This is a genomic window from Streptomyces sp. NPDC006516 (assembly GCF_040611875.1).
Classification (GTDB): Bacteria; Actinomycetota; Actinomycetes; order Streptomycetales; family Streptomycetaceae; genus Streptomyces.
Map to the genome: position 1 here is coordinate 766,233 of NZ_JBEXPD010000002.1, position 25,030 is coordinate 791,262.

Annotated in this window: 20 protein-coding genes; 10 read left to right on the forward strand and 10 right to left on the reverse strand. The window is 71.4% G+C overall.

The genetic code is table 11. The annotated features are described in order from the left end of the window. Positions 1-223 precede the first annotated feature (223 nt). Positions 224-811 carry a CGNR zinc finger domain-containing protein gene (locus ABZY45_RS09695; protein WP_356737876.1) on the reverse strand — a complete coding sequence of 196 codons (588 nt, stop codon included), beginning with the start codon at positions 809-811 and terminating at the stop codon, positions 224-226. An 84-nt stretch (positions 812-895) separates the two neighbouring features. Here ABZY45_RS09695 and ABZY45_RS09700 point away from each other — a divergent pair, with 84 nt between their 5' ends. Continuing rightward, on the forward strand, positions 896-1,789 hold the full coding sequence (locus ABZY45_RS09700) for an alpha/beta hydrolase (RefSeq protein WP_356737878.1): 894 nt from the start codon (positions 896-898) through the stop codon (positions 1,787-1,789). 299 nt (positions 1,790-2,088) lie between these two features. Here ABZY45_RS09700 and ABZY45_RS09705 read toward each other — a convergent pair whose 3' ends face one another. The 5 genes from ABZY45_RS09705 to ABZY45_RS09725 all read right to left on the reverse strand — a co-directional run bounded on the left by ABZY45_RS09705 (position 2,089) and on the right by ABZY45_RS09725 (position 9,199). Further along, entirely contained in the window at positions 2,089-3,273 is a 1,185-nt protein-coding gene (locus tag ABZY45_RS09705) for a 4-hydroxybenzoate 3-monooxygenase (RefSeq protein ID WP_356737880.1), read from the reverse strand. Positions 3,274-3,486: 213 nt separating this feature from the next. Then, positions 3,487-4,242: an IclR family transcriptional regulator gene (locus ABZY45_RS09710; RefSeq protein ID WP_356737882.1), complete on the reverse strand. Its 756-nt coding sequence runs from the start codon at positions 4,240-4,242 to the stop codon at positions 3,487-3,489. Positions 4,243-4,392: 150 nt separating this feature from the next. Beyond that, entirely contained in the window at positions 4,393-5,454 is a 1,062-nt protein-coding gene (locus ABZY45_RS09715) for a sigma-70 family RNA polymerase sigma factor (RefSeq protein WP_356737884.1), read from the reverse strand. A gap of 184 nt (positions 5,455-5,638) precedes the next feature. Continuing rightward, the gene (locus ABZY45_RS09720; protein ID WP_356737886.1) at positions 5,639-5,833 is read right to left on the reverse strand and encodes a hypothetical protein; all 195 of its coding nucleotides are present in this window, start codon (positions 5,831-5,833) and stop codon (positions 5,639-5,641) included. Between the two features lie 744 nt (positions 5,834-6,577). Next, on the reverse strand, positions 6,578-9,199 hold the full coding sequence (locus tag ABZY45_RS09725) for a glycosyl hydrolase family 65 protein (protein WP_356737888.1): 2,622 nt from the start codon (positions 9,197-9,199) through the stop codon (positions 6,578-6,580). Positions 9,200-9,287: 88 nt separating this feature from the next. Here ABZY45_RS09725 and ABZY45_RS09730 point away from each other — a divergent pair, with 88 nt between their 5' ends. After that, a complete protein-coding gene (locus ABZY45_RS09730) occupies positions 9,288-9,770 on the forward strand; it encodes a cupin domain-containing protein (protein WP_356737890.1) in 483 nt (160 codons plus the stop codon). Between the two features lie 37 nt (positions 9,771-9,807). Here ABZY45_RS09730 and ABZY45_RS09735 read toward each other — a convergent pair whose 3' ends face one another. Next, positions 9,808-10,923: a threonine synthase gene (locus tag ABZY45_RS09735; protein ID WP_356737892.1), complete on the reverse strand. Its 1,116-nt coding sequence runs from the start codon at positions 10,921-10,923 to the stop codon at positions 9,808-9,810. Positions 10,924-11,172: 249 nt separating this feature from the next. Between ABZY45_RS09735 and ABZY45_RS09740 the strand changes: the two genes are divergently transcribed. Further along, positions 11,173-12,759 carry a S8 family serine peptidase gene (locus tag ABZY45_RS09740; protein WP_356737894.1) on the forward strand — a complete coding sequence of 529 codons (1,587 nt, stop codon included), beginning with the start codon at positions 11,173-11,175 and terminating at the stop codon, positions 12,757-12,759. 113 nt (positions 12,760-12,872) lie between these two features. Here the strand turns inward: ABZY45_RS09740 and ABZY45_RS09745 are convergent, their stop codons facing one another. Then, on the reverse strand, positions 12,873-14,216 hold the full coding sequence (locus tag ABZY45_RS09745; protein WP_356737896.1) for a glycoside hydrolase family 18 protein: 1,344 nt from the start codon (positions 14,214-14,216) through the stop codon (positions 12,873-12,875). A 277-nt stretch (positions 14,217-14,493) separates the two neighbouring features. On the opposite strand from ABZY45_RS09745, the gene ABZY45_RS09750 reads away from it, so the two are divergent. The 6 genes from ABZY45_RS09750 to ABZY45_RS09775 all read left to right on the forward strand — a co-directional run bounded on the left by ABZY45_RS09750 (position 14,494) and on the right by ABZY45_RS09775 (position 21,650). After that, a complete protein-coding gene (locus ABZY45_RS09750) occupies positions 14,494-15,246 on the forward strand; it encodes a GntR family transcriptional regulator (RefSeq protein WP_356737898.1) in 753 nt (250 codons plus the stop codon). A gap of 213 nt (positions 15,247-15,459) precedes the next feature. Continuing rightward, positions 15,460-17,199 carry a hypothetical protein gene (locus ABZY45_RS09755; RefSeq protein WP_356737900.1) on the forward strand — a complete coding sequence of 580 codons (1,740 nt, stop codon included), beginning with the start codon at positions 15,460-15,462 and terminating at the stop codon, positions 17,197-17,199. A gap of 185 nt (positions 17,200-17,384) precedes the next feature. Continuing rightward, a complete protein-coding gene (locus ABZY45_RS09760) occupies positions 17,385-17,585 on the forward strand; it encodes an SPOR domain-containing protein (RefSeq protein WP_356737902.1) in 201 nt (66 codons plus the stop codon). Between the two features lie 30 nt (positions 17,586-17,615). After that, positions 17,616-18,020, forward strand: coding sequence for a (deoxy)nucleoside triphosphate pyrophosphohydrolase (locus ABZY45_RS09765; protein ID WP_356737904.1), 405 nt, complete (start codon positions 17,616-17,618; stop codon positions 18,018-18,020). Positions 18,021-18,439: 419 nt separating this feature from the next. Then, positions 18,440-18,877: an ATP-binding protein gene (locus ABZY45_RS09770; RefSeq protein WP_356737906.1), complete on the forward strand. Its 438-nt coding sequence runs from the start codon at positions 18,440-18,442 to the stop codon at positions 18,875-18,877. Positions 18,878-19,070: 193 nt separating this feature from the next. Beyond that, positions 19,071-21,650, forward strand: coding sequence for a SpoIIE family protein phosphatase (locus ABZY45_RS09775; RefSeq protein ID WP_356738762.1), 2,580 nt, complete (start codon positions 19,071-19,073; stop codon positions 21,648-21,650). Positions 21,651-21,677: 27 nt separating this feature from the next. On the opposite strand, the gene ABZY45_RS09780 is transcribed toward ABZY45_RS09775, so the two are convergent. Next, positions 21,678-22,391, reverse strand: a complete 714-nt coding sequence (locus tag ABZY45_RS09780) for a PspA/IM30 family protein (RefSeq protein WP_356737908.1) — start codon at positions 22,389-22,391, stop codon at positions 21,678-21,680. An 86-nt stretch (positions 22,392-22,477) separates the two neighbouring features. Next, complete coding sequence (locus ABZY45_RS09785; RefSeq protein ID WP_356737909.1) at positions 22,478-24,442, reverse strand: TPM domain-containing protein; 1,965 nt, start codon at positions 24,440-24,442, stop codon at positions 22,478-22,480. A gap of 7 nt (positions 24,443-24,449) precedes the next feature. On the opposite strand from ABZY45_RS09785, the gene ABZY45_RS09790 reads away from it, so the two are divergent. Continuing rightward, positions 24,450-24,941, forward strand: coding sequence for an isochorismatase family protein (locus tag ABZY45_RS09790; protein ID WP_356737910.1), 492 nt, complete (start codon positions 24,450-24,452; stop codon positions 24,939-24,941). The last annotated feature ends 89 nt before the right edge of the window (positions 24,942-25,030 follow it).

Consider the following 25,030-nt stretch of genomic DNA (forward strand, 5'->3'; position numbering starts at 1 on the left):
CCGGTGCGGGATGGAGCTGGGACGGCTGACCCCTCGTCACCTGCGCCCCCCGCTCATCCCTACGGTGCTGGCAGCGTCCTGGGAAGAAATGAGAGCGCCCGTGCTGGGTCGAGCGGCCCTGGCCTTCCTTGGCGGGGTCCGCGTCGGCCAGCCTCGCTTTGCCGGGGAACTCGCGCACCGAACGCTCCTGCGCGGCATTTGGGGGCCCAGTCTCAGTGACGCATCAGGCGCGGGCCGCGTCCCCCGGGTTGTGGCGCCGGTAGTAGCGAGCGACGCGGGCCCTGTTGCCGCAACGGATGGGCGAACACCAGCGACGGCGAGGATGCGACGGCAGGAAGACCATCAAGCACTCGCCCGCCTCGCATTCCTTGAGCCTGCCGATCGCGGGGTCGGTGAGCAGTTCGGCCGCGGCATCGGCCAGGGCGGCGGCCAGTCGGACCCCGAGCGGGCCGGACCGGCGGGAGGTGGCTGTGACGGTGGTGCCATCCCAGCCGAGTTCGCGTACGGGCGGCGCCGCGCGCTGGGCGTCGGTGAGCCCGTGCAGGGCGGATGCGGGGGGCGTGGTCGCGTTCAGCAGCGCCCGGACAGCCGCTTCGGTGTGCTCTCGGACAATGTGGACGGGGAGGAGATCGTCCTGGGCCGGCGCCACGGCCGTGACGTCTTCCTGAAGGCGGTCCGCCTCCAACGCCAGCCACCGGGCCAACTGCCGAGGGGTGCCGAGCAGATCCACCCGGCCGTCGGTGCTCATCGGACGGGTGTTGATCAGGTCCAGGGCCAGGGCCTCACCGGTCAGCGGTTCACTGTCAGGCATGGGCTAATGCTAACTCAAGCGATTGACGCATTAGCAGAGCTTGGGCTAGGACTAATGCATCTTCACGCCAAGGAGGCATGTGTCATGACTTCTGCGAGCACGTTCCGCATCCCTGTTCCGGCCCCGGCTGCCCACCGGTTCGTCGAGGTCGACGGAGTCGAGGTCTTCTACCGGGAATCCCTGCCTGAGCGTGCCGACGCTCCCGTGGTGCTGCTCCTGCACGGCTTCCCCTCCGCATCGCACCAGTTCCGCCGCCTCATCGACACCCTCGGCAGCCGCTATCGGCTGATCGCCCCTGACTACCCGGGCTTCGGACACACCCGGGCCCCGGACGGATTCACCTACTCCTTCGAGCGGCTCGCCGATGTCGTCGAGGGCTTCACCGAACGCCTCGGGCTGACCCGATTCGCGATGTACCTCTTCGACTTCGGTGCCCCCGTGGGCTTCCGCCTGGCGCTGCGGCACCCAGAGCGGATCGCGGGCCTGATCGTGCAGAACGGCAACGCGTACGCCGAGGGGCTGTCGGATGCGGCCCGCGAATTCACCGCCCTCACCCCCGACACCCCCGGCGCCGAGCAAGCCGTCCTCGACCTGTTCACCCTGGACGCCACCCGCGCACAGTACGAGGGCGGTACCGCCGCCCCTGAGCTGATCGCACCCGAGGGCTGGCTACTTGATCAGTACTTCCTCGACCTGCCCGGCCGCCAACAGGCGCAGCGCGCCCTCGCCTACGACTACAAGAGCAACATCGCCGCCTATCCCGCCTGGCAGAAGTGGCTGCGCGAGCAGCAGCCACCGACACTGATCACCTGGGGCATCCGCGACCCGTTCTTCCCCGCACCCGGTGCACGCGCGTACCTGCGTGACGTGCCCGATGCCGAACTCCATCTGTTCGAGACCGGCCACTTCGCCTTGGAAGACCACCTGCCGCTGATCGCCCCGCTGATCGCCGGCTTCCTCGACCGCACCCAGTTCTGACAGTCTCAGCCGCCCTCCCGCCGCACCGACGAAAACTCCTGCCGGATGCCCGCGATCAGATGCCGTCCATCTCGACAATCACCGGGGCACCTTGGCCAGTCCGATGCCCGGCCGCCGCGATTGCGGAAGTCGGCCATCCGGACACCGGTAACGGCAGGCGCGCCGCTGTCTGCCCCGATGAGGTCGAGGCCTGGACGTCGCCGACCGGATCGTTGCAGCGGCTCATCGACGTGGTTCAGGCCTGCGGCTGAAACCAGGCCCTGGCCGCGAGCGTCCGCTCGTCCCCGCCGCCCAGGCTGTCAGCGAGGGCCGGTCCCCGGCAGGTGCCAGCCCGTGTACGCCTCCGCGAGATAGGTGCCGCCTGCCCGTGATTCGACGACGCTGCGCAGTTCGCCGATCTGGCGCATGCGGTCGAAGTCGCTCGCACCGGGCTGCACATGGAGCATGCTCGTCATCCACCAGGAGAAGTGCTGCGCCTTCCAGATGCGCTGCCGGGCGGTTTCGGCGAAGGCGTCGAACAGGGTCTCGTCCCGGTCGAGCAGCAGGCTGCGCAGCGCGTCGGTGAGCAGGACGACGTCGGCGACGGCGAGGTTCATGCCCTTGGCGCCGGTGGGCGGGACGGTGTGGGCCGCGTCGCCGACGAGGACGACACGCCCGCGGCGCATCTCGTGCGCGACGAAACTGCGGAAGCGCAGCACGTCCCGCTGGAAGATCGGGCCCTCGTGGAGGGTGGTGCCGGGTACGCGGGCCTGGAGCATCTCCCACAGTTGCTCTTCGCTGTACGCCTCGGTGTCGGTCTCCGGGTCGCACTGGAAGTACATGCGCTGTACGTCGGGGCTGCGCTGGCTGATGAGCGCGAAGCCGTCCGGCGAGTTGCTGTAGATGAGTTCCCCGGCGCTGGGCGGCGCCTCGCACAGGATGCCGAACCAGGCGAACGGGTACTCCCGGAAGTAACCCCCGTACGCGCCCGTCACGGCCTCGCGGGCGACGCTGCGCGAGCCGTCCGCACCGACCACGACGTCGGCCTCGATCTCGATCGCGTTGCCCTCGGCGTCCCTCGCGAGAACGCGCGGCCGGCTGCTCTCGGCGTCCTCGACGCGCTCGGCGGTCACCCCGAAGCGGAGGTCCTGGCCGGCGGCGAGACGTGCGGCGACGAGATCCTTCAGGACCTCGTGCTGCGGGTACAGCCACACCGCGCGTCCGACGGTGTCGCTGAAGTCGATCCGGTGGCCCTCGCCGCCGAAGCGCAGCTCGATGCCCTCGTGCTTCTGGCCGACCGTCAGGACACGGTCCGACGCGCCCGTCTCGGAGAGGACCTCGACGGTGCCCTGCTCCAGGATGCCGGCACGAATGGTGGTCTCGATCTGCTCGCGGGTGCGGGAGTCGATCACGACCGACTCGATGCCGCACCGGTCCAGCAGGTGGGAGAGCAGCAGGCCGGCGGGTCCTGCGCCTATGACGGCGACACGAGTACGTACAGGCATGTCGTTTCCTTCGACGGGCCGACGGGGATGGCAGGGAGTCTGGCCCAGCGAGACGCCGCCGACGACCAGGGTTCCCATTGAACGGGAAGCGGGTTTCGGAGGCGGCACCCCGGCACGGGCCGGTTGCGCGGGTCGTCCCCGAAGGGCCGTGCCGACCCGGACGCGCGTGGCCAGGGCTCATGCCGCCCGGTGGCGAGGCGCCCGCACGCGCGACTACGGGCGGTGCGTGCCCATGGTCGCCGAGATGCGGGCCGCCGCCGCTCGGAGCTCCTCGACCGCGAGCCCGGTCGGAGCGTCCCGGGGCAGGACCACGGACAGCGCGGCGATCACCGGGCCTCGTCCCTCGCGTACGGGCACGGCGACCCCGGTCGATACGGACTCCACCGATCCCGGTGCCACCACGACGCCCTCACGGCGGATCCGGGCCAGCTCGCGGCGCAGCCGCACCGGGTCGGTCTCCGTTCCCGCGGCCACCGCGTCGAGCGGCCCGGCGAGTATGCGCTCCCGCAGTTCTTCCGGGCTGTGGGCGAGCAGGACGAGTCCCGACGAGGAGGCGTGCAGAGGCAGACGGCCGGCGATCCGGGTGATGTTCGCGCCGGCATGCGGGTGGGACAGGCGCTCGATGAAGAGTGTCTCGTCGTTCTCCAGCACCGCGAGCTGGGTGTGCTCCCGCAGACGGGCCTGGACGCGTTCCATGAGAGGCAGTGCAGCCTGCCGCAGACGCAGGGCGTGCGAGCCGCGCAGGGCCAGTTCCCACAGGCGCATGCCCAGGCGTACCCGCTGGTCCTCGTCGCGCTCCAGCAGACCGCACTCCAGGAGGTCGGCCACCATCCGGTGGCCGGTGGAGGAGGGCAGGCGCGCACGGCGGCTGATCTCCGTCGCGGTCTGCACGGTGCGGTCGGCGTCGAACGTCTCGAGGACGCGAACGATCCGTTCGGTGACCGACTCCCCGGAAGGCGAGTTCGCCATCGTCCGCCTCCGCTCCCGCTCCACCCGGAGCATTACTGGCGAGACTACCCGCCCGGATTCGCGGTATCGCCGTACGGTGACGCGCTCCGGGGGCCGTCGAAGGATGCCCCGCCTGTGCCGCGGATCGGTGCCGCTCCCCAGCGCCTGCCGTTATTCCCCGAGAACGTCCAGGTCGGTAAGCGATGGCGGATCAGGCCGTCCGACCGATTCTCCGGTGGCGATTTCGGGCAGCTCGACGGGGGCCTCGGTGGAATAGGAGCCGGACGTGCTCACGGACAGGGCCGGAATCGACGTGGGGACGGCCCGCGGCGGGAGTTCCGTGGTCAGTGAGACCGGCCCGACGTGAATGTGCGGGGTTGCCATGTCCGGTGGTTCGTAGGGCGTCTGCGGCTTTCCGGCTACGGGGCGCGCGGTGTCGAGGTCCGTGCGCGCGTCGCTCCCCGGGGCCGGGGAGGGGGAGGGCGAGGGCGCGTGAGCGCGGTGCGGCTTCGTACGGGGAGAGGGCAAGTCCTCGGCCGGGGCGGCCGGCGGGGCTCCTGCCCGTGGGGGCCGGCTGTCCGGCAGCCCGGGGGAGGGGGCGGGCAGGAACAGTCCCGCCACGGCGACCGTCGCAGCCGACGCCGCCACTGCCGACCGGGTGGTGCCCATGCCGGGGAACCGGCGTACGCACATCCATACGGTCGTGGCCACGGCGAGGCTTCCGGCCAGGGCGTCCCGTAGCGACCGCCGGGCCCTGGCGAGCAGGGACTCGGTCGCCCGGTAGCTGAGCCCCAGGGTCCGGGCCACCTGCCCCACGTCGAGATCCCGGGACCTGAGCCGCAGTGCCTCCGCCTGGCGGGCGGGCAACAGCTCCATGCTGCGGTCGGCCAGCCACCTGGCCTCCGCCCGGTCGCAGGCGGCCTCCTCGACCTGGAAGGGGTCGACCGGGGCGGCGGGAAGGCTCCTGGCCAGCTCCGCGTCGCGGGCGATCTGACGGTCCCGTTCGGCGCACGCGCGTACGGTCGCGAGCCTGAGCCACGGGCGTACCCGGCCGTACTGGACGTCCGGATCCTCCACCGCGCGGATCATTGCTTCGTGGACGGCGTCCTCGGCCTCTTCGTCGCTCGACGAACGACGGCGCGCGATCTCCAGCAGCTCCTCCCGGTGGCTCCAGACGAGCTCCCACCGGTTGCCGGGGCTGTGGAGGGGGCGAGCGGGGTGTGGGTTCCTCACGTGCGAAGCCCTCCGGTCCGCCGTCCAGGGGCGGGCCCGGTGCGGGTCGGTTCCCGGTATGCCGACGTCCTTATGGCTCAACGCCCTTACGCCCCGATGTCGTTACGTGCCGATGCCCTGACGCGCCAACGCCCCTACGCCCCGCGGCCTGGTCGGCATCGGGGCATACGGGCTCGGCGTCGGATCAGACCGAGAGCGTGGCGGCGGAGCCGAGCCCGGCAACACCCAGCACGTTCACGCCGACGGCGCCCGAGAAGTCGGCGGAGAGGGGCGACTCGATGGATACGGCACCGGCCAGGCCGCCGAGGAGGCCGCCGGACACGTTGTCCAGGTCCGCGTCGGAGATTTCCTGGGTCTGGATCTGGGGGGCGGAGCTCATGAGGTGAATTCCCTTCGCATTGCTTTCGAATGGCAGGGGCCAACTCCGTCAGGAGAAAAGGCCCTTGCTGTTTTCGCGGGAGTCGACGCGTTCGCATGTCCGAATGCGGTACATGCTTTTGCGGCTCCGCGATGTGAAGGATGAAAGCACGTGGGCGCGTCGTGGGGCCACCCGGACAGCAGTCCCGCGTAATGCTTTTCGTGGTCGGGAAACCGGCGCGGGCACATCGCTTCATGGACCGGTACAGCTTCTTCACGCGACCGCCCGACAGATGCTCCGTCGTCCCGGACTTCGATCCGCCGCGAACGGGACATTCTCTGCCATGCCTGCCGTGGATGCGCTTCCGGCGTGGAGAGCCGCCGGAGTTGCCACGGCATCTGCGGACGCGATGTGCAGATCTGCCGCAGACGGGCACGGTCGAGGCACCCGTCCCGCTCTCCGGCCCATATGCCCCGCGGCCTGGCAGGTCCACGGGAACGGCGCCGGGACGGTCGGGCGTGGTGGTTGGGTGGGTAGGGCAGGGAGCGGCGGGCCGCCGGGTGCGGGATCCGGCAAGGAGAGGGAGTCATGGAGCCGTTGGCAGCCGGGGATCCGGAGCGGGTGGGCGGTGAAGATCGTGCATCCGCACCTGGCCAGGCAGGCGGAGTTCCGGCTGGAGGTCACGGCTGCGCGGGCGGTCAGCGGCGCGTTCACCGCGCCGGTGGTGGCGGCGGGTCCGGAGGACGACCCGCCGTCAAGAAGGAGCTACCGGTCCTGCGCCGTGACGGTCAGCTCCGTCACCCCCGTGGGCTTCTCCGCGTCTGCGGAGCGGACCGTCAGACGGATCCGGCGGGCCGTGTCACCCGGGTGGAACGGGCGCCAGGTGCGGCCGTCCAGGGAGGTCTCCAAGGTGTGCGAGGCCGGCGCCACGTCCGTCCACCGGGGGGTGAGCGCGGCGATCCGGGTCGCGTTCCGCAGGGTGACCGTCAGGGTGCCGGCCGCGCCCTCGGGGGACCAGGACGTCGAGGGGCTGCCGTCCACCGCCGCCTCCGCGTACAGCCCAGGAGCCTCGGAGGTGGCCGTAGCGGGCCGGCAGCGGGCCACATCCGGCGTCGGGACAAGATCGGGGCGCCGGGTGGGGAGCGTGAGGGTGCCGGAAAGACGGCGCGGGCCCGCGGGGGTGTGGACCGTGAAGGGGGCGCCGTCCGTCAGCCGGACCGTGGTCGTCCGCGGGCCGACGGCGATGTCGTACGTACGGCCGCGGTAGCGCAGCCCCGTCACCTGCACGCCGTCGCGCAGGTGCGGCGGCAGCAGCGGGTCGAGGCGTACGCCGTCCTCGCGCAGCCTGAGCCCGGTCAGACCGTGCGTGAAGACCTGGAGCAGACCGCCCTTACCGGTGAGGAAGTCCTCGGCGGGGAAACCGGACAGCGGGTCCTGGGCGCCGGACTTCTCGCCCCGCGCCTCGGAGAAGAGGCTGTACGGGCCCCGGACGAACGGGCGTACGGCGCGCTGGAGGTACGTGTACGTGGCGCAGCCCGGCTCCCCGATCGCGGCGGCGTCGATGGCGTGCACCGAGTCCGTCATCGCGGGGCCGTCCGGATCGGTCCGGGCGGCGTAGTGGTCGAGCGTCGCCGCGGCGGCACCCTCCTCCATCGGCCACTCCAGCGGGTAGATCAGCAGCACCGTGTCGGCCTGCTTGATGGTCGATCCGTTGTAGCCGGCGTACTGGAGGAAGATCTTCCGCTCCGCGTCGTACGGGATGCGCAGCCCCTCGGCGACCCGGGTCCAGCCGGTGGGGGCGGGGTGGCCGAGAATTCCGGCGGCGCGGGTGGCGTGGCGCAGGGCGGTGGCGGCGACGGCGTTGGTGAAGACGCCGTCCGTGACGCCGTTGCTGTATTCGTCGGGGCCGGCGACGTTCATCACCGAGTAACTGCCGTCCGGGTTCGCTGTGGCGCGCGACTGCCAGAAGTCGGCGATGCCCTTCAGCAGAGGCCACCCCCGGCCGGCCAGCCAGGCGCGGTCGCCGGTGGCGAGGTAGTACTGCCAGACAGCGAGCGAGACGTCGCCCTGGAGGTGGTTCTGGGTGAGGCAGTGCGGCGGGTCCCAGCTCTGGCACTCGGAGTCGAGACGCCCCTCGCTCGCGCTGGTCCAGGGGTAGAACAGCCCCTCGTACCCCAGCTTCTCCGCGTTCGCGCGGGCGGCGGTCCGCGTCCGGTAGCGGTACTCGACGACAGAGCGGGCGAGTTCGGGGCGGGTGACGAGCAGTCCGGGGTACATCCACGTCTCGGCGTCCCAGAACACCATGCCCGCGTAGTTGTCGCTGGTCAGCCCGGCCGGGGCGATGCTGTCCGAGGAGCCGGGCCGGGTGCTGGCCAGCAGGCCGTACTGTGCGGCCCGCAGCCACGCCTGGAGGTCCGGACTGCCGGGTACCTCGACGTCCGAGGCCCACGCCGCCCGCCAGGCCGCCGCGTTCCCCGCGAGGACCCCGGCCCAGCCGCGCAGGGCCGCGCGTCCGGCGGCGGCCCGCGCGGAGGCGAGCGGGGTGCGGGAGGTGAGGGCGGTGTCGACGCCGACGTACTTCTCGAAGGTGTACGAGCGGCCCGCGCTGACCCTGGTGCTGCGAGCCCCCTCGGTCCCCCGTTGGACGATCGCGCCCTCGGTGCCCGTGCCCAGCGTGCGGAAGGTGCCGTCCTCGCGGACCGTGACCCGTCGCGCTCCGCGATCGTCCAGCCGGCCGGTCACCGTGGCCGTGCCGCTCCAGTGCGGGGTCATCCGCAGGCGTACGGCACCGGTGTGCACGTCGGAGCGGTCGGTGAGCACCTCGTAGGTCAGATCGGTCGCGCGGCCGTCCGCCGTGGTCCAGCGCAGTGAGGTGACCACGACGCCGCAGCGCAGATGCAGGGTCTGGCGGTAGCGGGAGATCCGGCCTGCCGGGGTGGCGGAGCCGTACGTCTCGGAGCCGACGCGCACGTCGAGGGTGGTCCAGCTCGGCAGCGCGGCGATCACCTCGCGCCCCTCGGCCAGGGCGCCCTCGCGTCCGTACAGCCCGGAGACGAAGGCACCGTCGTACCGTGGGGTGTAGAGAGGCCAGCCGGTCTTCTCACCCGTGGCGGCGTATCCGGCGCCGGTGGCGGGCACGCGGTGGCCCAGATAGCCGTTGCCGACGTAGGGGTCGTAGCCCTGGGCCTCGCCGAAGGTGGTGGATGCCGGTGTCCACGAGGCGTCGGAGCGGGCGTCCGCCCCGCAGACGGGCGAGTGGGTGCGCCCCGCCGCGGACGGGAACGGCTGCGCCGGGGTGTGCCCGGCCGCGTACGAGAGCGGAGGCAGGGGGGCGATCAAGGCGCCGGCGACCAGGGGCGCGAGGAGGGGGATGCGCTTGAGGCTCACCGTACGAAGGTAGGGAAGGCGGCGCTGCCCGTGCGGTAGCGGCGCGCGGGAGCAGCGACCCGGTCCACGGCCGGAGAGGGAGAGCGGCATGTCGTACCCGGAACCCGTCTACCAGGGCGGTGAGGGCGAGATCACCGCGCAGTACCGCTCGGCCGACACCGCCCCGAACCTGCTGACACGCAGCGGCGGAAACACGCACTACCTGGCCACGACCGAGTCGACCCACGGGGAGTTCGGGCTCTACCGGGTCACCCTGGGCCCGAAGGCCGGTGGTCCGGCCACACACTTCCACCGGTCGATCTCCGAGTCGTTCTACATCCTCGACGGGACGGTGCGGATCTACGACGGCGAGCGGTGGACCGACACCGCCGCGGGCGACTTCCTCTACGTGCCGCAGGGCGGACTGCACGCCTTCCGCAACGACTCGGAGGAGCCCGCGTCGATGCTGCTGCTCTTCACGCCGGGGGCGCCCCGCGAGGAGTACTTCGAGAAGGTGCACCAGGTCTCCGACTGGCCGGAGAAGGACCGCGCGGAGTTCTTCATCAAGCACGACACCTACTGGACCGACTGACGGCCCGCCACATACCCGCCCTGACCTCGCGCGACCGTCAGGGCGCGAGGCCGGTCTTGAGGCCCGCTCCGCAGAGCGGCACGACCACGCTCCGGTCCGTCACGTCCCCGACGGCCGCCCAGCAGGCGACCCCCGTCGTCTCCACGAAGAAGCCCCGCGCGGCCAGGTCCTTCTGCGCCGCCCGGATCCGGTCCTCCGTCACGGTGAGGAAGGTGCCCCCCGACTTCCGTACGGCCGCGAGGATCTGCCGGGCGCGCGGCGGGCGGGGAATGGCGATGCCCTCGGCGAGAGTCGGTGACGCCTCACCCGGGAGGCCCGGCAGATCCTCCGCCCCCGCGTGGAAGGCCCTGGCCAGCGGGGACACCGCCTCCGCCTGTACGGCGACCAGGGCCGGGCGGCGGTCGATCAGGCCGTGCGCGAGCAGTTCCTCCGCGGCCAGGGCGGCGCCCAGCAGCAGGGTGCCGTTGCCGACCGGTACGGCGATGGCGTCCGGCAAGGTGCCGCCCAGCTCCTCCCAGATCTCGTAGACGTATGTCTTCGTGCCGTGCAGGAAATACGGGTTGAAGACGTGCGAGGCGTAGAAGGTGCCGGGCGCCCCGGCGGCGCTTTGCGCGGCGGCCGCCGCGGCATCCCGTCCGCCGGGCACGACCTCCAGGCGGGCGCCGTGGGCCCGGATCTGCTCGGTCTTCTTGGGTGACGTCCCCTCGGGGACGTACACCGTGCAGGGCAGCCCGGCGCGGGCGCAGTAGGCGGCGACGGCCGTGCCCGCGTTGCCGCTGCTGTCCGCGACGACCCGCTCGGGGGAGAGCCTGCGGGCGAGTTCGGCGAGCATGACGGCGCCACGGTCCTTGAAGGAGAGCGTGGGCATCAGGAAGTCGAGCTTGGCCGAGACATGGGCGGTGAGGGGGACGAGCGGGGTCCGTCCCTCGCCGAGGGAGACGGCCGGGGCCGAGAGGGGGAGCGCCTCTTCGTAACGCCAGAGTGAATTGACGCGTCCGCTCAGCGAGTCGGGACGGACCGCTGACAGGTCACCGGCGTCGAGATCCCAGGGGCCTCCGCAGACCGGGCAGCACCAGGTCAGCGTCGTGCAGGCGGCACGAGAGCCGTCACGCGGGCAGAGGTAGGAGGCCGTGGCTGTCCGTGTGTCGGGCATGTGGCCAATGTATTGCCCGCCCAGTGACACCCTTGTGCGATTCCTATGGATCGGCCAATCTTTCGCTCAGCAGGGCGCGCCGCTCACATGAAGCCACATGGAGCGCGGTTCCTCCTGTGTCTGGTTTGTCATGCCCATGACCTAACCTGCCGTGTCACCCACCTGACGCACCCCCAGGCGACGCGATGCGGGCCATGCACCCCCATGCATCCCCACCCACTGCACCGCAACCGAGGAGGACTCCCCCCCATGGCAGCGACACGTTCCGCACGCTACGCGCGAAGACTGGCCGCGACCAGCGTCATGACCGGCGCGGCCCTGGCGCTCGCTACCGCCGCTGCCCTCCCGGCCGCGGCGTCCGGCAGCGCGCCGGAAGGCCACGTCGAGAACGCGGGCGCCCCGGGCGCGATCAGCGGCAGCTACATCGTCACGCTCGACGAATCCGCGGCCGAGGCCGGTTCGAAGGCCGGCAAGGCGCTCGCCGCGGAGTACGGCGCCACGATCAAGCGGACCTACCGCGCCGCGGTCAACGGCTACGCGGTCGAACTCTCCGCCGCCCAGGCGAAGAAGTTCGCCGCCGACCCGGCCGTCGAGTCCGTCGTGCAGAACCGGACCTTCACCATCTCGGGCACGCAGCCCTCTCCGCCCTCCTGGGGCCTGGACCGGATCGACCAGACGGCCCTGCCGCTGAACCGCAGCTACACCTATCCCGACAAGGCGGGCGAGGGCGTCACCGCGTACATCATCGACACCGGTGTGCGCATCAGCCACAGTGACTTCGGCGGGCGTGCCTCGAACGGCTACGACGCCATCGACGACGACAACGTGGCGCAGGACGGCAACGGCCACGGAACCCACGTGGCGGGCACCGTCGCCGGGACGTCGTACGGAGTCGCCAAGAAGGCGAAGATCGTCGGCGTACGCGTCCTGGACAACAGTGGCTCCGGCACCACCGAGCAGGTCGTGGCGGGCATCGACTGGGTGACGGCGAACGCCGTCAAGCCGGCCGTCGCCAACATGAGCCTGGGCGGCGGTGCGGACTCCGTGCTCGACGCCGCCGTGCAGAGCGCCATCAACTCCGGCATCACCTTCGCCGTCGCGGCGGGCAACGAGTCGACCAACGCCTCCACCAAGTCCCCGGCACGCGTGGCCGCGGCGATCACGGTCGGCTCCACGACCAGCACCGACGCCCGCTCCAGCTTCTCGAACTACGGCAGCGTCGTCGACATCTTCGCCCCGGGTTCCTCGATCACCTCGACGTGGAACACCGGCGACAGCGCCACGAACACCATCTCCGGCACCTCGATGGCGAGCCCCCACGTCGCCGGTGCGGCGGCGCTGTACCTCGCCGACCACCCGGGCCAGACCCCGGCGCAGGTCTCCGCCGGACTCGTCGCCGCAGCGACCAGCGGTGTGGTGACGAGCCCGGGCACGGGCTCCCCGAACAAGCTGCTGAACGTCAACGCGGGCGGCACCACGCCGCCGCCCACCGGCAGCAAGTTCGAGAGCACGACCGGCTACACCATCGCCGACAACGCCACGGTGGAGTCCCCGATCACCGTCTCGGGCGTCAGCGGCAACGCGCCGTCCGCGCTCAGCGTGCCCGTCAACATCACACACACCTACTCGGGGGACCTCAAGATCGACCTGGTCGCTCCGGACGGTTCGGTCTACAACCTGAAGGCCTACGGGACGGGCGGCAGCGCCGACAACGTGATCACCACGTACACGGTCAACGCCTCCTCCGAGGCCGCCAACGGAACCTGGAAGCTCAGGGTCTCCGACAACGCCACGTACGACACCGGCCGGATCAACTCCTGGGCCCTGCAGTTCTGACGCGGGCCGCACGATGAACCGGTGAACGCGAGGCGGGGCGACTGCCCCGCCTCGCATCCGTCCCGGGCATCGTGCCCCTCTCGGGGCGGTGTACGTGCCGCAGCGCCCAGGCGTCAGTGCCGTCGCAGGCCCCGGTCGACCGCGGTCATCAGCTCGCCGTCGTCCGTGTCACCGTCCAGCGACCAGAACATCGCACCGCCCAGACCCCTGTCACGGATGTACGAGGTCTTGGCGCGCAGCACCGACGGGTCGTCGTACGTCCACAGGGTGGAGCCGTCGAACAGCCAGGCGTGGCCGTTGCGGGCGTCCCGGTGCACGGCGAACTTCCCGGAGTCGGCCAGCTTCTTGAGCGCCTTGTAGTCCTCGTAACCGGCGGCGTACGTGGCCGGAGCAGGTGCCGAGGCCGGCTGCCCGAGCCCGTCCCCGCCTCCGGTGACGCCCGTCCACCCCTGGCCGTAGAACGGCATACCCATGACCAGCTTGCGGGCGGGGGCCCCGCGCCTGATCCAGTCACGGACCGTCTGGTCGACGCTGAAATCGCCCTTGGCGTACAGGGCCGACTGCTGGGCGGTCGTCGCCTCGCCGGAGACGTGGAAGTCGTACCCCTGGAGGTTGACGAAGTCGAAGTCCCGCATGATGCGGGGCACGTCGAAGCCGGCGTCGATCTTGGCGGGGGCGGTCGGGACGAAGGCCGAGAGTTCGTAGTGCTTCGGCTTCCCCTTCCGGCTGCTCCGGGCGTGGGCGTCGAGCTGCGTACGGAACTCGTGGACCAGGGCGGTGAAGTTCCGCTTGTCCTCGGGGCGGTGAACGGTGTCGGTGTCGCCGGCGGAGCCGGGCCACTCCCAGTCGAGGTCGATGCCGTCGAAGAGCCCGGCAGCGGCCCCCTCGCCCCCGCGGGCGCCGTCGACGGGCAGGTCGCCCTTGATGTACAGGTCGATGCAGGACTTGACGAGTGCCTTGCGGGAGGCGGGTGTGCGGGCGGCGTCCGAGAAGTGGGTGGACCAGCTCCATCCGCCCAGGGAGATCATCACCTTGAGGCCGGGGTGCTTGGCCTTGAGCTCGCGCAGCTGGTTGAAGTTGCCCGCGAGGGGCTGCGTCTCGGTGTCGGCGACACCGTCGACCGATCCGGCGGCGTCCAGCGGGCGGGCGTAGTCCGCCCAGGCGTCGGCCTCCCCGGGCACGTTGCCTGTGAAGCACTCACCTTCGGGACTGACGTTGCCGAAGGCGTAGTTGATGTGGGTCAGCTTGGCCGCGGTACCGCTGGTGTCCAGGTCCTTGACCTGGAAGTCGCGCCCGTAGACACCCCATTGGGTGAAGTAGCCGACGGTTCGGTACGCGCGGTCGTGGTGGCCTCGGGCACGGTCGGTGCCGTCCGCCGTCGCCGCGGGGGCGAGTCCGGCGAGCAGGGTGAGGGCTGCGGCGGCGGTGATCGTTCCGGTGAAGGTTCTTCGGCGCATGGGGCTCGTTCCTGTGCGTGGTCCGGGATGAGGGCCGGGTGCGTGTCGGAGAGGTGTTCCGTCGCCTGGAGGGCGACGGGAGCCGTGCTGTGCACAGGAACGTATTGGTCTGGACCAAAAGTGGTCAAGGCTCTGTCGACATCCGTCGGGCATGCGCGGCAGATATGCGCTGGTGGCCGGGTAATCATCACTTCGGGTGAAACTCTGGCCCGTGCTTGCGGTCTTCAACCCACGGTTGCCACGCTGTTGCTGTCTGTCAACCTGTTGGGAGTGGCCTGTGGCTTTCGGTGAGCAGCCCGCCTATCTGCGCGTGGCGAGCGATCTCAGGGAGAAGATCGTCAACGGTGCGCTGCCGCCCCATACGCGCCTGCCCTCGCAGGCCCGTATCCGCGAGGAGTACGGGGTCTCGGACACCGTGGCCCTGGAGGCGCGCAAGGTGCTGATGGCGGAGGGGCTCGTGGAGGGGCGCTCCGGGTCGGGCACGTATGTGCGGGAGCGCCCGGTGCCGCGCATGATCGCTCGCTCCGGCTACCGTCCGGGAGGCGGATCCACCCCGTTCCGCCAGGAACAGACGGCGGAGGGGGTGCGGGGGACCTGGGAGTCCCGCAGCGAGCAGGAGGGGGCGAGCCCCGAGATCGCCGAGCGCCTGGGGACCGAGCCGGGTGACCGCGTGATGCGCACGAGATACGTCTTCCGGGAGGCCGGCGAGCCGGTGATGCTCTCCACCTCCTGGGAGCCCCTGGCCGTCACGGGGCGTACGCCGGTGATGCTGCCCGAGGAGGGGCCGCTGGGCGGCTGCGGCGTCGTCGAGCGGATGGCGGCCATCGACGTCGTGGTGGACAACGTCGCCGAGGAGGTCGGTGCGCGCCCGGGGCTGGCGGAGGAGCTCCTGGCGCTCGGCGGGGTCCCGGGCCACGTGGTGATGGTGATCGGGCGTACGTACTACGCCTCGGGGCTCGCGGTGGAGACGGCCGACGTCGTGGTGCCTGCCGACCGGTACAGGATCGCCTACCATCTGCCGGTCAAATAGCGGGCGGGGCAGGCGTGGTGACGGGTATCGGCGGGCGGGGCGGCCGTGGTGACCGGTGGGAGGGGCCAGGTGTCCGCCCCGTGTGATGCGGAGTTAACGCCTACGGCCGGTACGTAACCGGCGGGCAATGCCCCGTCGTGACGACTTGTCATGTCCGCCTCTTAGCTTCCCGTTCGTCACCCGCACACCGGACCGACGAACGGGAAGTCACCGATGACGGACATCGCAACGTCCACGCCGGGCGAGGCGCCACTCCAGGAACCTCAGGAAGACCCACGGCTGCCGAGGCGGAGCTACGCCCGGCTCGCGGCCGACGAGAGCCGCGAGGACTACTCCCTGCGCTACGCGCCGCACTCCTTCCGGCGCTGGTCGCCGTCGACGGTCGCGGGGACGGCGCTCGGCGGCATCGCGTATCTGGCCGACTTCGCGATCGGCGCGTCGATCGTCTTCACGTACGGCTTCACCAGCGGGCTGGCCTCGATCCTGGCGGCGGCGGTGATCATCTTCCTCACCGGCATACCGATCGCCCGGGCCTGCGCGAAGTACGGCCTGGACATGGACCTGGTCACGCGCGGCGCGGGCTTCGGCTACTTCGGGTCGACCCTGACCTCGCTGATCTACGCGTCCTTCACCTTCATCTTCTTCGCGCTCGAAGGCTCGATCATGGCGCAGGCCATGCACCAGGCGATCGGGCTGCCCGTGGAGATCGGCTACCTGGTCACCACGCTGATCGTCATCCCGATCGTGTTCCGGGGCATGGGGGCGCTGGCCAAGGTCCAGGCCTGGACCCAGCCGGTCTGGATCATCGGCATGGTGCTGCCCTTCGTCGTCCTCGCCTTCGAAGCCCCGGACTCCTGGGGCGCGTTCAGCTCCTTCGGCGGTACGGAGGGAGCCGGACCGGGCTTCTCCTGGATCGCCTTCGGCCTCGGCACGGGTGTCGCGCTCTCGCTCATCGCCCAGATCGGTGAGCAGGCCGACTACCTGCGCTTCATGCCCGCCAGGACGCGGGCCAACAAGCGGCGCTGGAATCTCGCCGTTCTCGCCGCCGGACCTGGCTGGGTGATCATCGGTGCCGCCAAGCAGCTGGGAGGCGCCTTCCTCGCCTTCGTCGCGCTGGAGGCGGTCGGCAGGACACACGCCCTGGAGCCGATCGCGCCGCAGATCGAAGCCCTCAAACCGTGGCTCGGCTCCTTCGCGCTCCCCGCCGCGGCGCTGTTCGTGATCGTCTCGCAGATCAAGATCAATGTGACCAACGCCTACAGCGGCTCGCTGTCCTGGTCGAACTTCTTCTCCCGGATCACGCACAGGCACCCGGGCCGGGTCTGGTACATCTTCCTCAACCTCGCCATCGCGCTCACGCTGATGGAGATGAACATGTTCGCCGCCCTCAACAAGCTGCTGGGCTTCTACTCCAACGTGGGCATCGCCTGGATCGTGGCCGTCGCGGCGGATCTGGTCATCAACAAGCGGATCGGGCTGAGTCCCCCTTACATCGAGTTCAAGCGCGCCTATCTCCACGCGGTCAATCCGGCCGGCTTCGGGGCGATGGTCATCGCCTCCACCGTCTCGATCCTCGCCTTCTTCGGGCTCTTCGGCAGGTACGCCGAGGCGTTCTCCACCTTCATCGCGGCCGGACTCGCGCTGGTCCTCTGCCCGTTGATCGCCTGGCTGACAAAGGGGAAGTACTACCTGGCCCGGCCGAATCCGGTCAACGGCCCGGGCGTCGAGATCGCCGACATCACGGCCACGCACACCTGCGCGGTGTGCGAGACCGGCTACGAGCTGCCGGACATCGCCGACTGCCCGGTCCAGGCGGGGCCGATCTGCTCGCTCTGCTGCTCCCTGGACGCGGAGTGCGGGGACGTCTGCCGCAAGGCGCCCGGCGCAGGCCCGGTACTGATGCCGATGCCGGTACTTCCGGCCCGGACACCGGCCGCCGACTCCGTCATCTGACTGCGGCCGGTGGTCCGAAGGGGGCGCATTCGCGAGAGTGCGCCCCCTTCGATGTGGCCGGATGCGTGCCTCTTTGTGTAAATCCGCATCCGCTGAGTAAAGGTCAGGCGTACGCTCGGGCATATGCGTACTGCGGTTTCCTGGGGATCCTTAGAGACGTGCACGCCGGCGGGGAGAGGGGCGAGATGCTGGGGAGAAATGTCATGACCGACAGCGGCGCCGTGCTCCCCTGGCTGGTGATCAGGCAGGACGACAACGGCAACAGGTACCGCGTCGGGCGTTATGCGACGCAGGACGAGGCGCAGAGGATCGCGGACGGCCTGGACCGGAACGGGCACAAGCAGCTCTACTGGGTGGAACGCACGACCCGGGGCGCACACCCGTAACGGGAGACGTCACCGGTTACGCTCCGGCGCATGAGTGATTCCGTGGTGGTGGCCGGGGCCGTCTGTGAAGGTGGACGGCTCCTTGCTGCCCGCCGCAGCGCCCCGCCGGAGCTGAAGGGGCGCTGGGAGCTGCCGGGCGGCAAGCAGGAGCCCGGTGAGAGCGGCGAGCAGGCGCTCGTGCGCGAGCTCCGGGAAGAGCTCGGCGTGGAGGCGGAGCCGCTGGAGCGCATCGCGGGGGAGTGGCCGCTGAAGCCCGGCCTCGTGCTCCGGGTGTGGATGGTCCGGCTCGTGTCGGGTGAGCCCAGCCCGCTGGAGGACCACGACGAGCTGCGCTGGCTCGCGCCGGAGGAGGCGGGCTCCGTCGACTGGCTGGACCAGGACCGGCCCGCCGTGGCAGAGGCCGTGCGCCGGCTGCGCGAGGGGCCGCGCGTCTGACACGGGCAGGCCCGCGCGTCCGACGTGCCGCGCGAGGGGGCGAGCGCACGCAGGACGCGCGCCGTCCGATGTGCGCAGGCCGTTCGCCCGGCCGGGGTGCCGGGTGAGGGGGCGGGCGTGCGCCGGTCGGAGCGGCGTGACGACTCCGCCGTCCGTACCCTGCCCGACTGCCCGACTGCCCGACTGTGCCATTGCGTCGCGCGGCGCCACTCCCGTCCCGGTCCGTGGACCTGCCCCTCTGCCGTGGTGCCCGCCCCATGCCCCGCCGCTGCCGGACGGCCGTGCGGCGTACCGTCCGGAGACGTGGCGCATACACCCGTACGGCCCATCCCTCCCCATCGGCGATAAGTTGTTCCGAATATCGGGTATGTGCCGATTAGCCCTTTGACGAGGGATACGCCTGCTGCCGGCCCTGGGAAGTGATCGGCGTGACCGATACCGAAGGCGATTGCGCCGAGTGGAGCTTTCCGGCGGTACCGGGCTCCGTGCGCAGCGCCAGGCATGCGGTCCGGGACGCCTTGCACTACTGGGGGTTCGACGCGGCGCTGGGGGATCTCGCCGTACTCCTCGTCAGCGAACTGGTGACCAATTCCCTGCGCTATGCGTCAGGCCCCATCGGGGTCCGGCTGGTGCGTCCGCACCCGGACGGAGAACGGCCCGACGACGGGGGCCACGAGCCGGGTCTGCTCGTGGAAGTTTCCGATCCGGTTCCGGAACCGCCCACCGAACGTAGTGCCGGACCCGAGGACGAGGGGGGCCGCGGACTGCAGCTGGTGGCTTGTTCCGCGCGCCGCTGGGGGACCCGGCGTGGAAAGACCGGCAAGACCGTGTGGTTCGAGCTCCCTCTCTCTGGTTAGGAGTGCAGGGGGACGCACAGCGATCACCGGAGGTCGGGCAGGACCTGGCTGAAAGGGACTGAGACCGTGCTGTGATCGTGAACGCCGTGCCGGTGAGGCCCGTAGTGCTGAATACTGCGGGCAGGACCGGTCCGGTGTGTGAGCTGGAGGGGACGGTCGCGTGAGCGAGATACCTGGGACAGCGGGCGACGTCATGTGGCAGAGCAGCCCGCCTGGCTCGATCTATGACTACATCAGGGTCGCCTCATTCTCGATCGGGCCCGACGGGCTGATCGAGCAGTGGAGCCGGAGGGCCGCTGGTCTGTTCGGCATGGCCTCCGACGAGGTGGTGGGCAAGGACCCGGTCGAGGCGTTCATGCCCGCCGAACTGCGCCCTGATGCCCACAGACGAGTCGGCGAGATCCTCGACGGCAAGGAGTGGACGGGTCTCGTCCCGTTCCGGATCCCGGGCGAGAACTCTGTACGCGGACTCGCCGAGGTCTATGTCATGCCGAGCGAGACGGGAACGGGTGAACGCGCCGCGCTCTGCATCGTCGTCGATGTGAGGGCGCTGCGGCGTATCGAGACGGACCTCGCGGCCTCACAGGCGATTTTCGGCCAATCTCCCTTCGGTTTCGTCCTCTTCGGTACCGACTTCACCGTCGTACGGGCCAACCAGCGGTTCGCCACCGTCTTCGGGGGCGAGGCCGACGACCACCGTGGCCGCACCGTGGAGGACTACCTGCCGCGCCCGGAGGCCGACCGCCTCTCCGCCACGCTCCGGCGTGTCCTGGAGACGGGTGACGCGGTCACCGATCTCCAGCTCGTGGGCACACCGCCCGGCGCCCTCGGACGGCGCCACTGGTCCATGAACCTCTACCGCGTGCACAGCGGTTCGGGCCGCCCTGTCGGCATCGCCGGCCTGGCCACCGATGTCACGCAGCGGCACATCGCCGCCCGCGAGGCGGCCAGCGCCCGCCGTAACCTCGCGTTGCTCAACGAGGCCAGTGCGCGCATCGGCAACTCCCTCGACCTGGAGACCACCGCCCGGGAACTGCTGGACGTCGCGGTGCCCGGATTCTGCGACCTGGCCTCCGTCGACCTGTACCAGGGGCTGCTCACCGGCGAGGAGGCGTCCCCCGCCAGCTGGGGCCGTCATCACCAGGAGTCGGGCACCGGCTCGGCCGAGCTGCGCAGGGTGGCCCACGCCAGTGCCGTGTCCGACGCGCTGCCAGGGGTCATCCCCGGCGCCCGTGCCGGGGAGGGGGCACCCCACGGGAACACCGGACCGCCCGCACTCGGCTCGGTCCACCGCTACCCCTTCCACTCGCCCTGCGCCGTCGCCCTGCGCAGCGGACGCGTCGCGAACGTCCCCGGGGACGAGCGCGGCTTCGTCCACTCCACCCTCGCCGTGCCGATGGTCGCCCACGACGTCGTCGTCGGCCTCGTCCAGTTCTCCCGTACGAAGGGCAGCGAACCCTTCGGCGAGCGGGACAGGGCCCTGGCCACGGAGCTCGCCGCCCGCGCCGCCGTCTGTATCGACAACGCCCGCCTCTACCGGCGTGAGCACGAGCGCGCGCTGATACTCCAGCGCAGCCTGCTCCCACCGGGCGACCCCGAGGCGGCGGGGCTCGACATCGCCTGTCGCTACCTTCCGGGCAACACGGCCACCGAGGTCGGCGGCGACTGGTTCGACGTGATCGAACTCCCCGGTCACCGCACCGCGCTGGTCGTCGGAGACGTGATGGGCCGGGGGCTGAGGGCAGCCGTCGCCATGGGCGAGCTGCGCACCGCCGTACGCACCCTGGCGCTCCTGGACCTGGAGCCCGCCGAGGTGCTCTCCGCCCTGGACGAGGTCGCCCGAGGGCTCGGCACCCCGGGCGGTGGGGAGCGGAGCGACGGCTTCGGCGCGGGCGGCGGGGCACAGTGGCCCTCCCGGGCCGCCCACAAGTCACGCGAGGCCGACCTCTCCGAGGTCTATCTGGCGACCTGCGTGTACGCGGTCTACGACCCGGTCACCCGGCGGTGCACCTTCGCCAACGCCGGCCATCTCCCCCCGGTGGTGGCCGAGCCCGGTGAGCCCGCGATGCTGCTCGACGTACCGCCGGGCATGCCGCTCGGTGTCGGCGGCGAACCCTTCGAGGAGGTCGAGGTGGAGCTGAGGGAGGGCTCGCTGCTCGCCCTCTACACCGACGGGCTGGTCGAGTCCCGCGATCACCCCCTCGACGAGGGACTGGACGCGTTCCGGTCCGCCCTCGCCGAGCCCTCGCAGCCACTTGAGGACGTCTGTGACCACGTGCTGTCCTCGCTGGACACCCGGCACGGTGAGGACGACATCGCCCTGCTGATGGCCCGCATCCAGGGGCTCGCCCCGGACGCGGTCGGCGACTGGCGGCTGCCGCGGGAGCTCCGCTCGGTGGCCCGTGCCCGGGAGCTGGCCCGCGAGCAGCTCACCGCCTGGGACCTGGACGACCTGGTGGACACCACCGAACTGCTCGTCAGCGAACTGGTCACCAACGCACTGCGCTACGGCGAGGGCGAGATCAGGCTCAGGCTGCTCCGCGACCGCACGCTGGTCTGCGAGGTCTGGGACGCGGGCCTCGTCCAGCCGCGGCGCCGGCGCGCCCGCGACACCGACGAGGGCGGGCGCGGGCTGCAACTGGTCGGGCTCCTCAGCGCCGCCTGGGGATCACGGCGCACTCCGCGCGGCAAGACGGTCTGGTTCGAGCTGGCGCTGCCCGACGGAGAGCCCGCCGCGGAGCTCTCCGTGGAGCAGTTGCTCAGCATGTACTGACCGCGCGTACGGGCAGGGGGCGCGCGGTCACGAAGCGGACTTCAGGGCGGCGAGCCTGGCCTCGATCTCCGCGCTGTCCCCGAGGCTGTCCAACTGCTCGAACTGGGCGTCCAGGGACGACGCGGCGAGTTCCTGCTTGCCGACCGCCTTCGCCTCCTCGCGCCGCACCTTGTCCTCGAAGCGCCCGAGTTCGCTCGTCGGGTCCATCACGTCGATGCTCTTCACGGCGTCCATCATCCGGTTCTGCGCCTGCGCGGACGCGGCCCGCGCCACCAGTTCGTCGCGTTTGGACTTCAGCTGGGTCAGCTTGTTCTTCATCTGGTCCAGCCCCGACTTCAGCTTGTCCACCACCACGGTCTGCGAGGCGATGGCGGGCTCCGCCGTCTTCGCCTCCTGCTCCGCCTGGAGCTGCCGCCCCAGGGCGACCTTGGCGAGATTGTCGAACTTGTCGGCCTCCGCCCCCGCCGCCCCGGCCCGCAGCTCGTCGGCCTTCCTGCTGGCGGCGAGGGCCTTCTGGCCCCACTCCCTGGCCGCGTCGACGTCCTCCCGGTGGTCCTCCTCCATCAGCCGGAGGTTGCCGATGGTGGCCGCCACCGCCTGCTCGGCCTCCGCGATGTTGTTCGTGTAGTCGCGGATCAGCTGGTCCAGCATCTTCTGCGGGTCCTCCGCCTGGTCGATCAGGGCGTTGATGTTGGCCCGCGCGAGCTGGGTGACCCGGCCGAGGATGGTCTGCTTGCTCATGGCACCTCTCCTTGTGACGACAACTGGTGGTGCGGAACGTGGGGCCCGCGGCCCGGGGTCCATGGCCGGAAGGGGCCGGGCAGCCGTCAGAAACGGCCCCCGCCGCCGCGCCGGCCACGAGTCCCTCCGCCGCCGAAACTGCCCGGCCCGCCGCCGAACCCGCCTCTGGAACCGCCGAATCCGCCGCCGAGGCCTCCCCCCAGCCCTCCTCGGCGGCCACCCCCGCCGAGCAGCCCGCCGAGGATGATGCCGCCCAGGACGGCGCCGCCCGCCCCGCCTCCGCCGCGCGGTCCGCCGAATCCGCTCTGGTTCCTGTACTCCCGTACGTCCTGCTCGGCCAGGCTCCGCGCCTGCGCGGCCAGGGCGTCCGCCTGCTGGGCCTCGGCCAGGGCGCCCTGCGGATCGTTCGACCCCGACAGCTCCCCTGCCCGCTCCCAGCGGCGCTGGGCCTCCGCGAGCCGGGTACGCGCCTGGCTGCCCACCGCCCCGCGGTTGGTGGTGATGTAGTCGGCGGCGGCGCCGATCGCGGCCCGCGCGGTCAGCATCGCCTGGTCGAGGAGCGAGCGGGCCCGCTGACTGCCGTGCTCCTGCTCACGGGCTCCGGCCAGGGCCTCGTCCAGCGCCGCGTCCGCCTCCTCCACCCTGCGCAGCGCGTCGATCGGGTCGTACGGACCCGAGGCCGTCTCGCCCTTCACGTCGGCGACCACGGCGTCGGCTCGGGCGACCCTGCCCCGCAGGTCCGCGGTGGACACACCCTCCTGGGTGCCGTCGAGCAGGCCCCTGGCGTCGGCGAGGTCGGTCTCCGTCTCGGTGAGCGCGCCGGGCAGCTTCTCCGCAGCCTCGGCCAGCTCCCGGGCCCGCCGGTCGACGGCGTCCACCAGCGTGGAGATCTGCTTGATCGCCCCTTCGGCGGCGCGGACGTAGACGGCGGCCTCCGCGTTGTTCCCGCTGTCCACGGCCTGGCGGGCCTGGTTGAGGCTGGAGGTGGTGAAGACCAGCCGGTCCTTGGCCTGTTCGATGTCCTCGGCCGAGGGGGCGGTGGCCGAGGACGCGTACCGCTCGCGCATCGCGGCGAGCGCCGTCTCCGTGGTGGAGACACGGGCGATCAGCTCGCGGAACGTGGTCTCCGCCGTCCCCACGGCCTGCGGTGCGTTCTGTTCGAGGGCGCGCAGCCGGTCGAAGTCCTCGGACACGGCGTCCAGGCGCTCGTTGGCGTCCGTGCAGCGGCTGATGATCTCGTCCAGCATGCGGCGCCGGGTCGCGTCGTCCTCGGGGAAGGCGTCGTCCAGCTGCTGCCGCAGCCGGAAGGCGGCGGTCAGCTCGGCCTTGGCGCGTGTCACGGCCGCGGCGAAGGGAGCGGCGGCCTCCTCGCCGAACTGGGCGGTCGCGAAGCCGAGTTCCTCCTCGCTGGTGCGCACGGAGTCGTCCGTGTCGACCAGGTCGGCCTTCGCCCGCGCGTCCAGTTCCGGCAGCGGAACCTGCGGTTCGGTCCCGGCCGCCGCCCCGCTGCCCCAGCCGCCCGCCGCCGGAGTCGTCCGGGTCGCCGTACGCCGTCTGCGGCGGGCGAAGGCGAAGACGGCGACCGCGGCCACCACGGCGACGAGGGCCAGCGGGACGAGCAGATTGACCGACGCGCCGCTGTCGGATCCGCCGCCGGGGTCCGCCGCACCCGGGGTGATGGCGGGGGTGGGCACCGGGTCACCGGCCAGGACCGCGGCATACCCGTCGGCGGCGCCGATCGCGGCACCGGCCCAGTCGTTCTGCCGGAGCGCCGGCTCGATCGCGGTGTTCGCCACGTCCTGGAGCTGCGCGTCGGTGAGCCGCGACCCCTGGTCGACGGAGTAGGCGTACTGCCGGTCGTGAGTCGCCACGGCCAGCAGCAGGTCCTCCTGTCCGAGGCCGTTGCGGTTCGCGGTCTCGTCGGCCCAGCTCCGGGCGTCGCGGCCGGAGAAGTTGCGTACGTACACCACGAACAGCTGGATCCGGCGCTCTTCGAACAAGCGGTCGAGTGCGGTCTCGACCTGCGGCTCCCGGTCCCCGAGCGCGTCCACCCTGTCGGTGATCTGCCCCTCGCGGGACAGCTCCGCGGGATCCTCCGCCCGGGCGCCCGGGGCGCCCGGCAGGGCGATCCAGAGCACCGCGGCCAGCACGGCGACGAGAACCCTGCTGGATGTCGAAGGCCGGGGCATCCCGGTACGGCTCGCAGGCGGCGTCACATTTGGGAGGCTATGTCCGCCCCCTGCCGCCCGCGACCCGACAGGCGGGGACGTCCTCGTCACCAAGCAGCAGTGGGGCGCGTTCCACGGCACGGCGCTCGACCTGGAACTGCGCCGCCGGGGCATCACCCAGGTCGCGCTCTGCGGAATCGCCACCAGCATCGGCGTCGAGTCCACCGCACGTGCCGCCCACGAGCACGGCTACCACGTCACCGTCGCGACGGACGCCATCACCGACATGGACGCCGACGCCCACCGCAACAGCCTGGAGAAGATCTTCCCGAGGCTCGGCGAGACCGGCACCACCGACGCGATCACCGAGCTGCTGGGCTGACCCGACGGGCCCGGGCCCGGGCCCGGGTCTCGGACCGGGGCCGCACGGGTGAGATCCGCGGCCCCACCGGCCGTGTCTGCCCCCGCCCG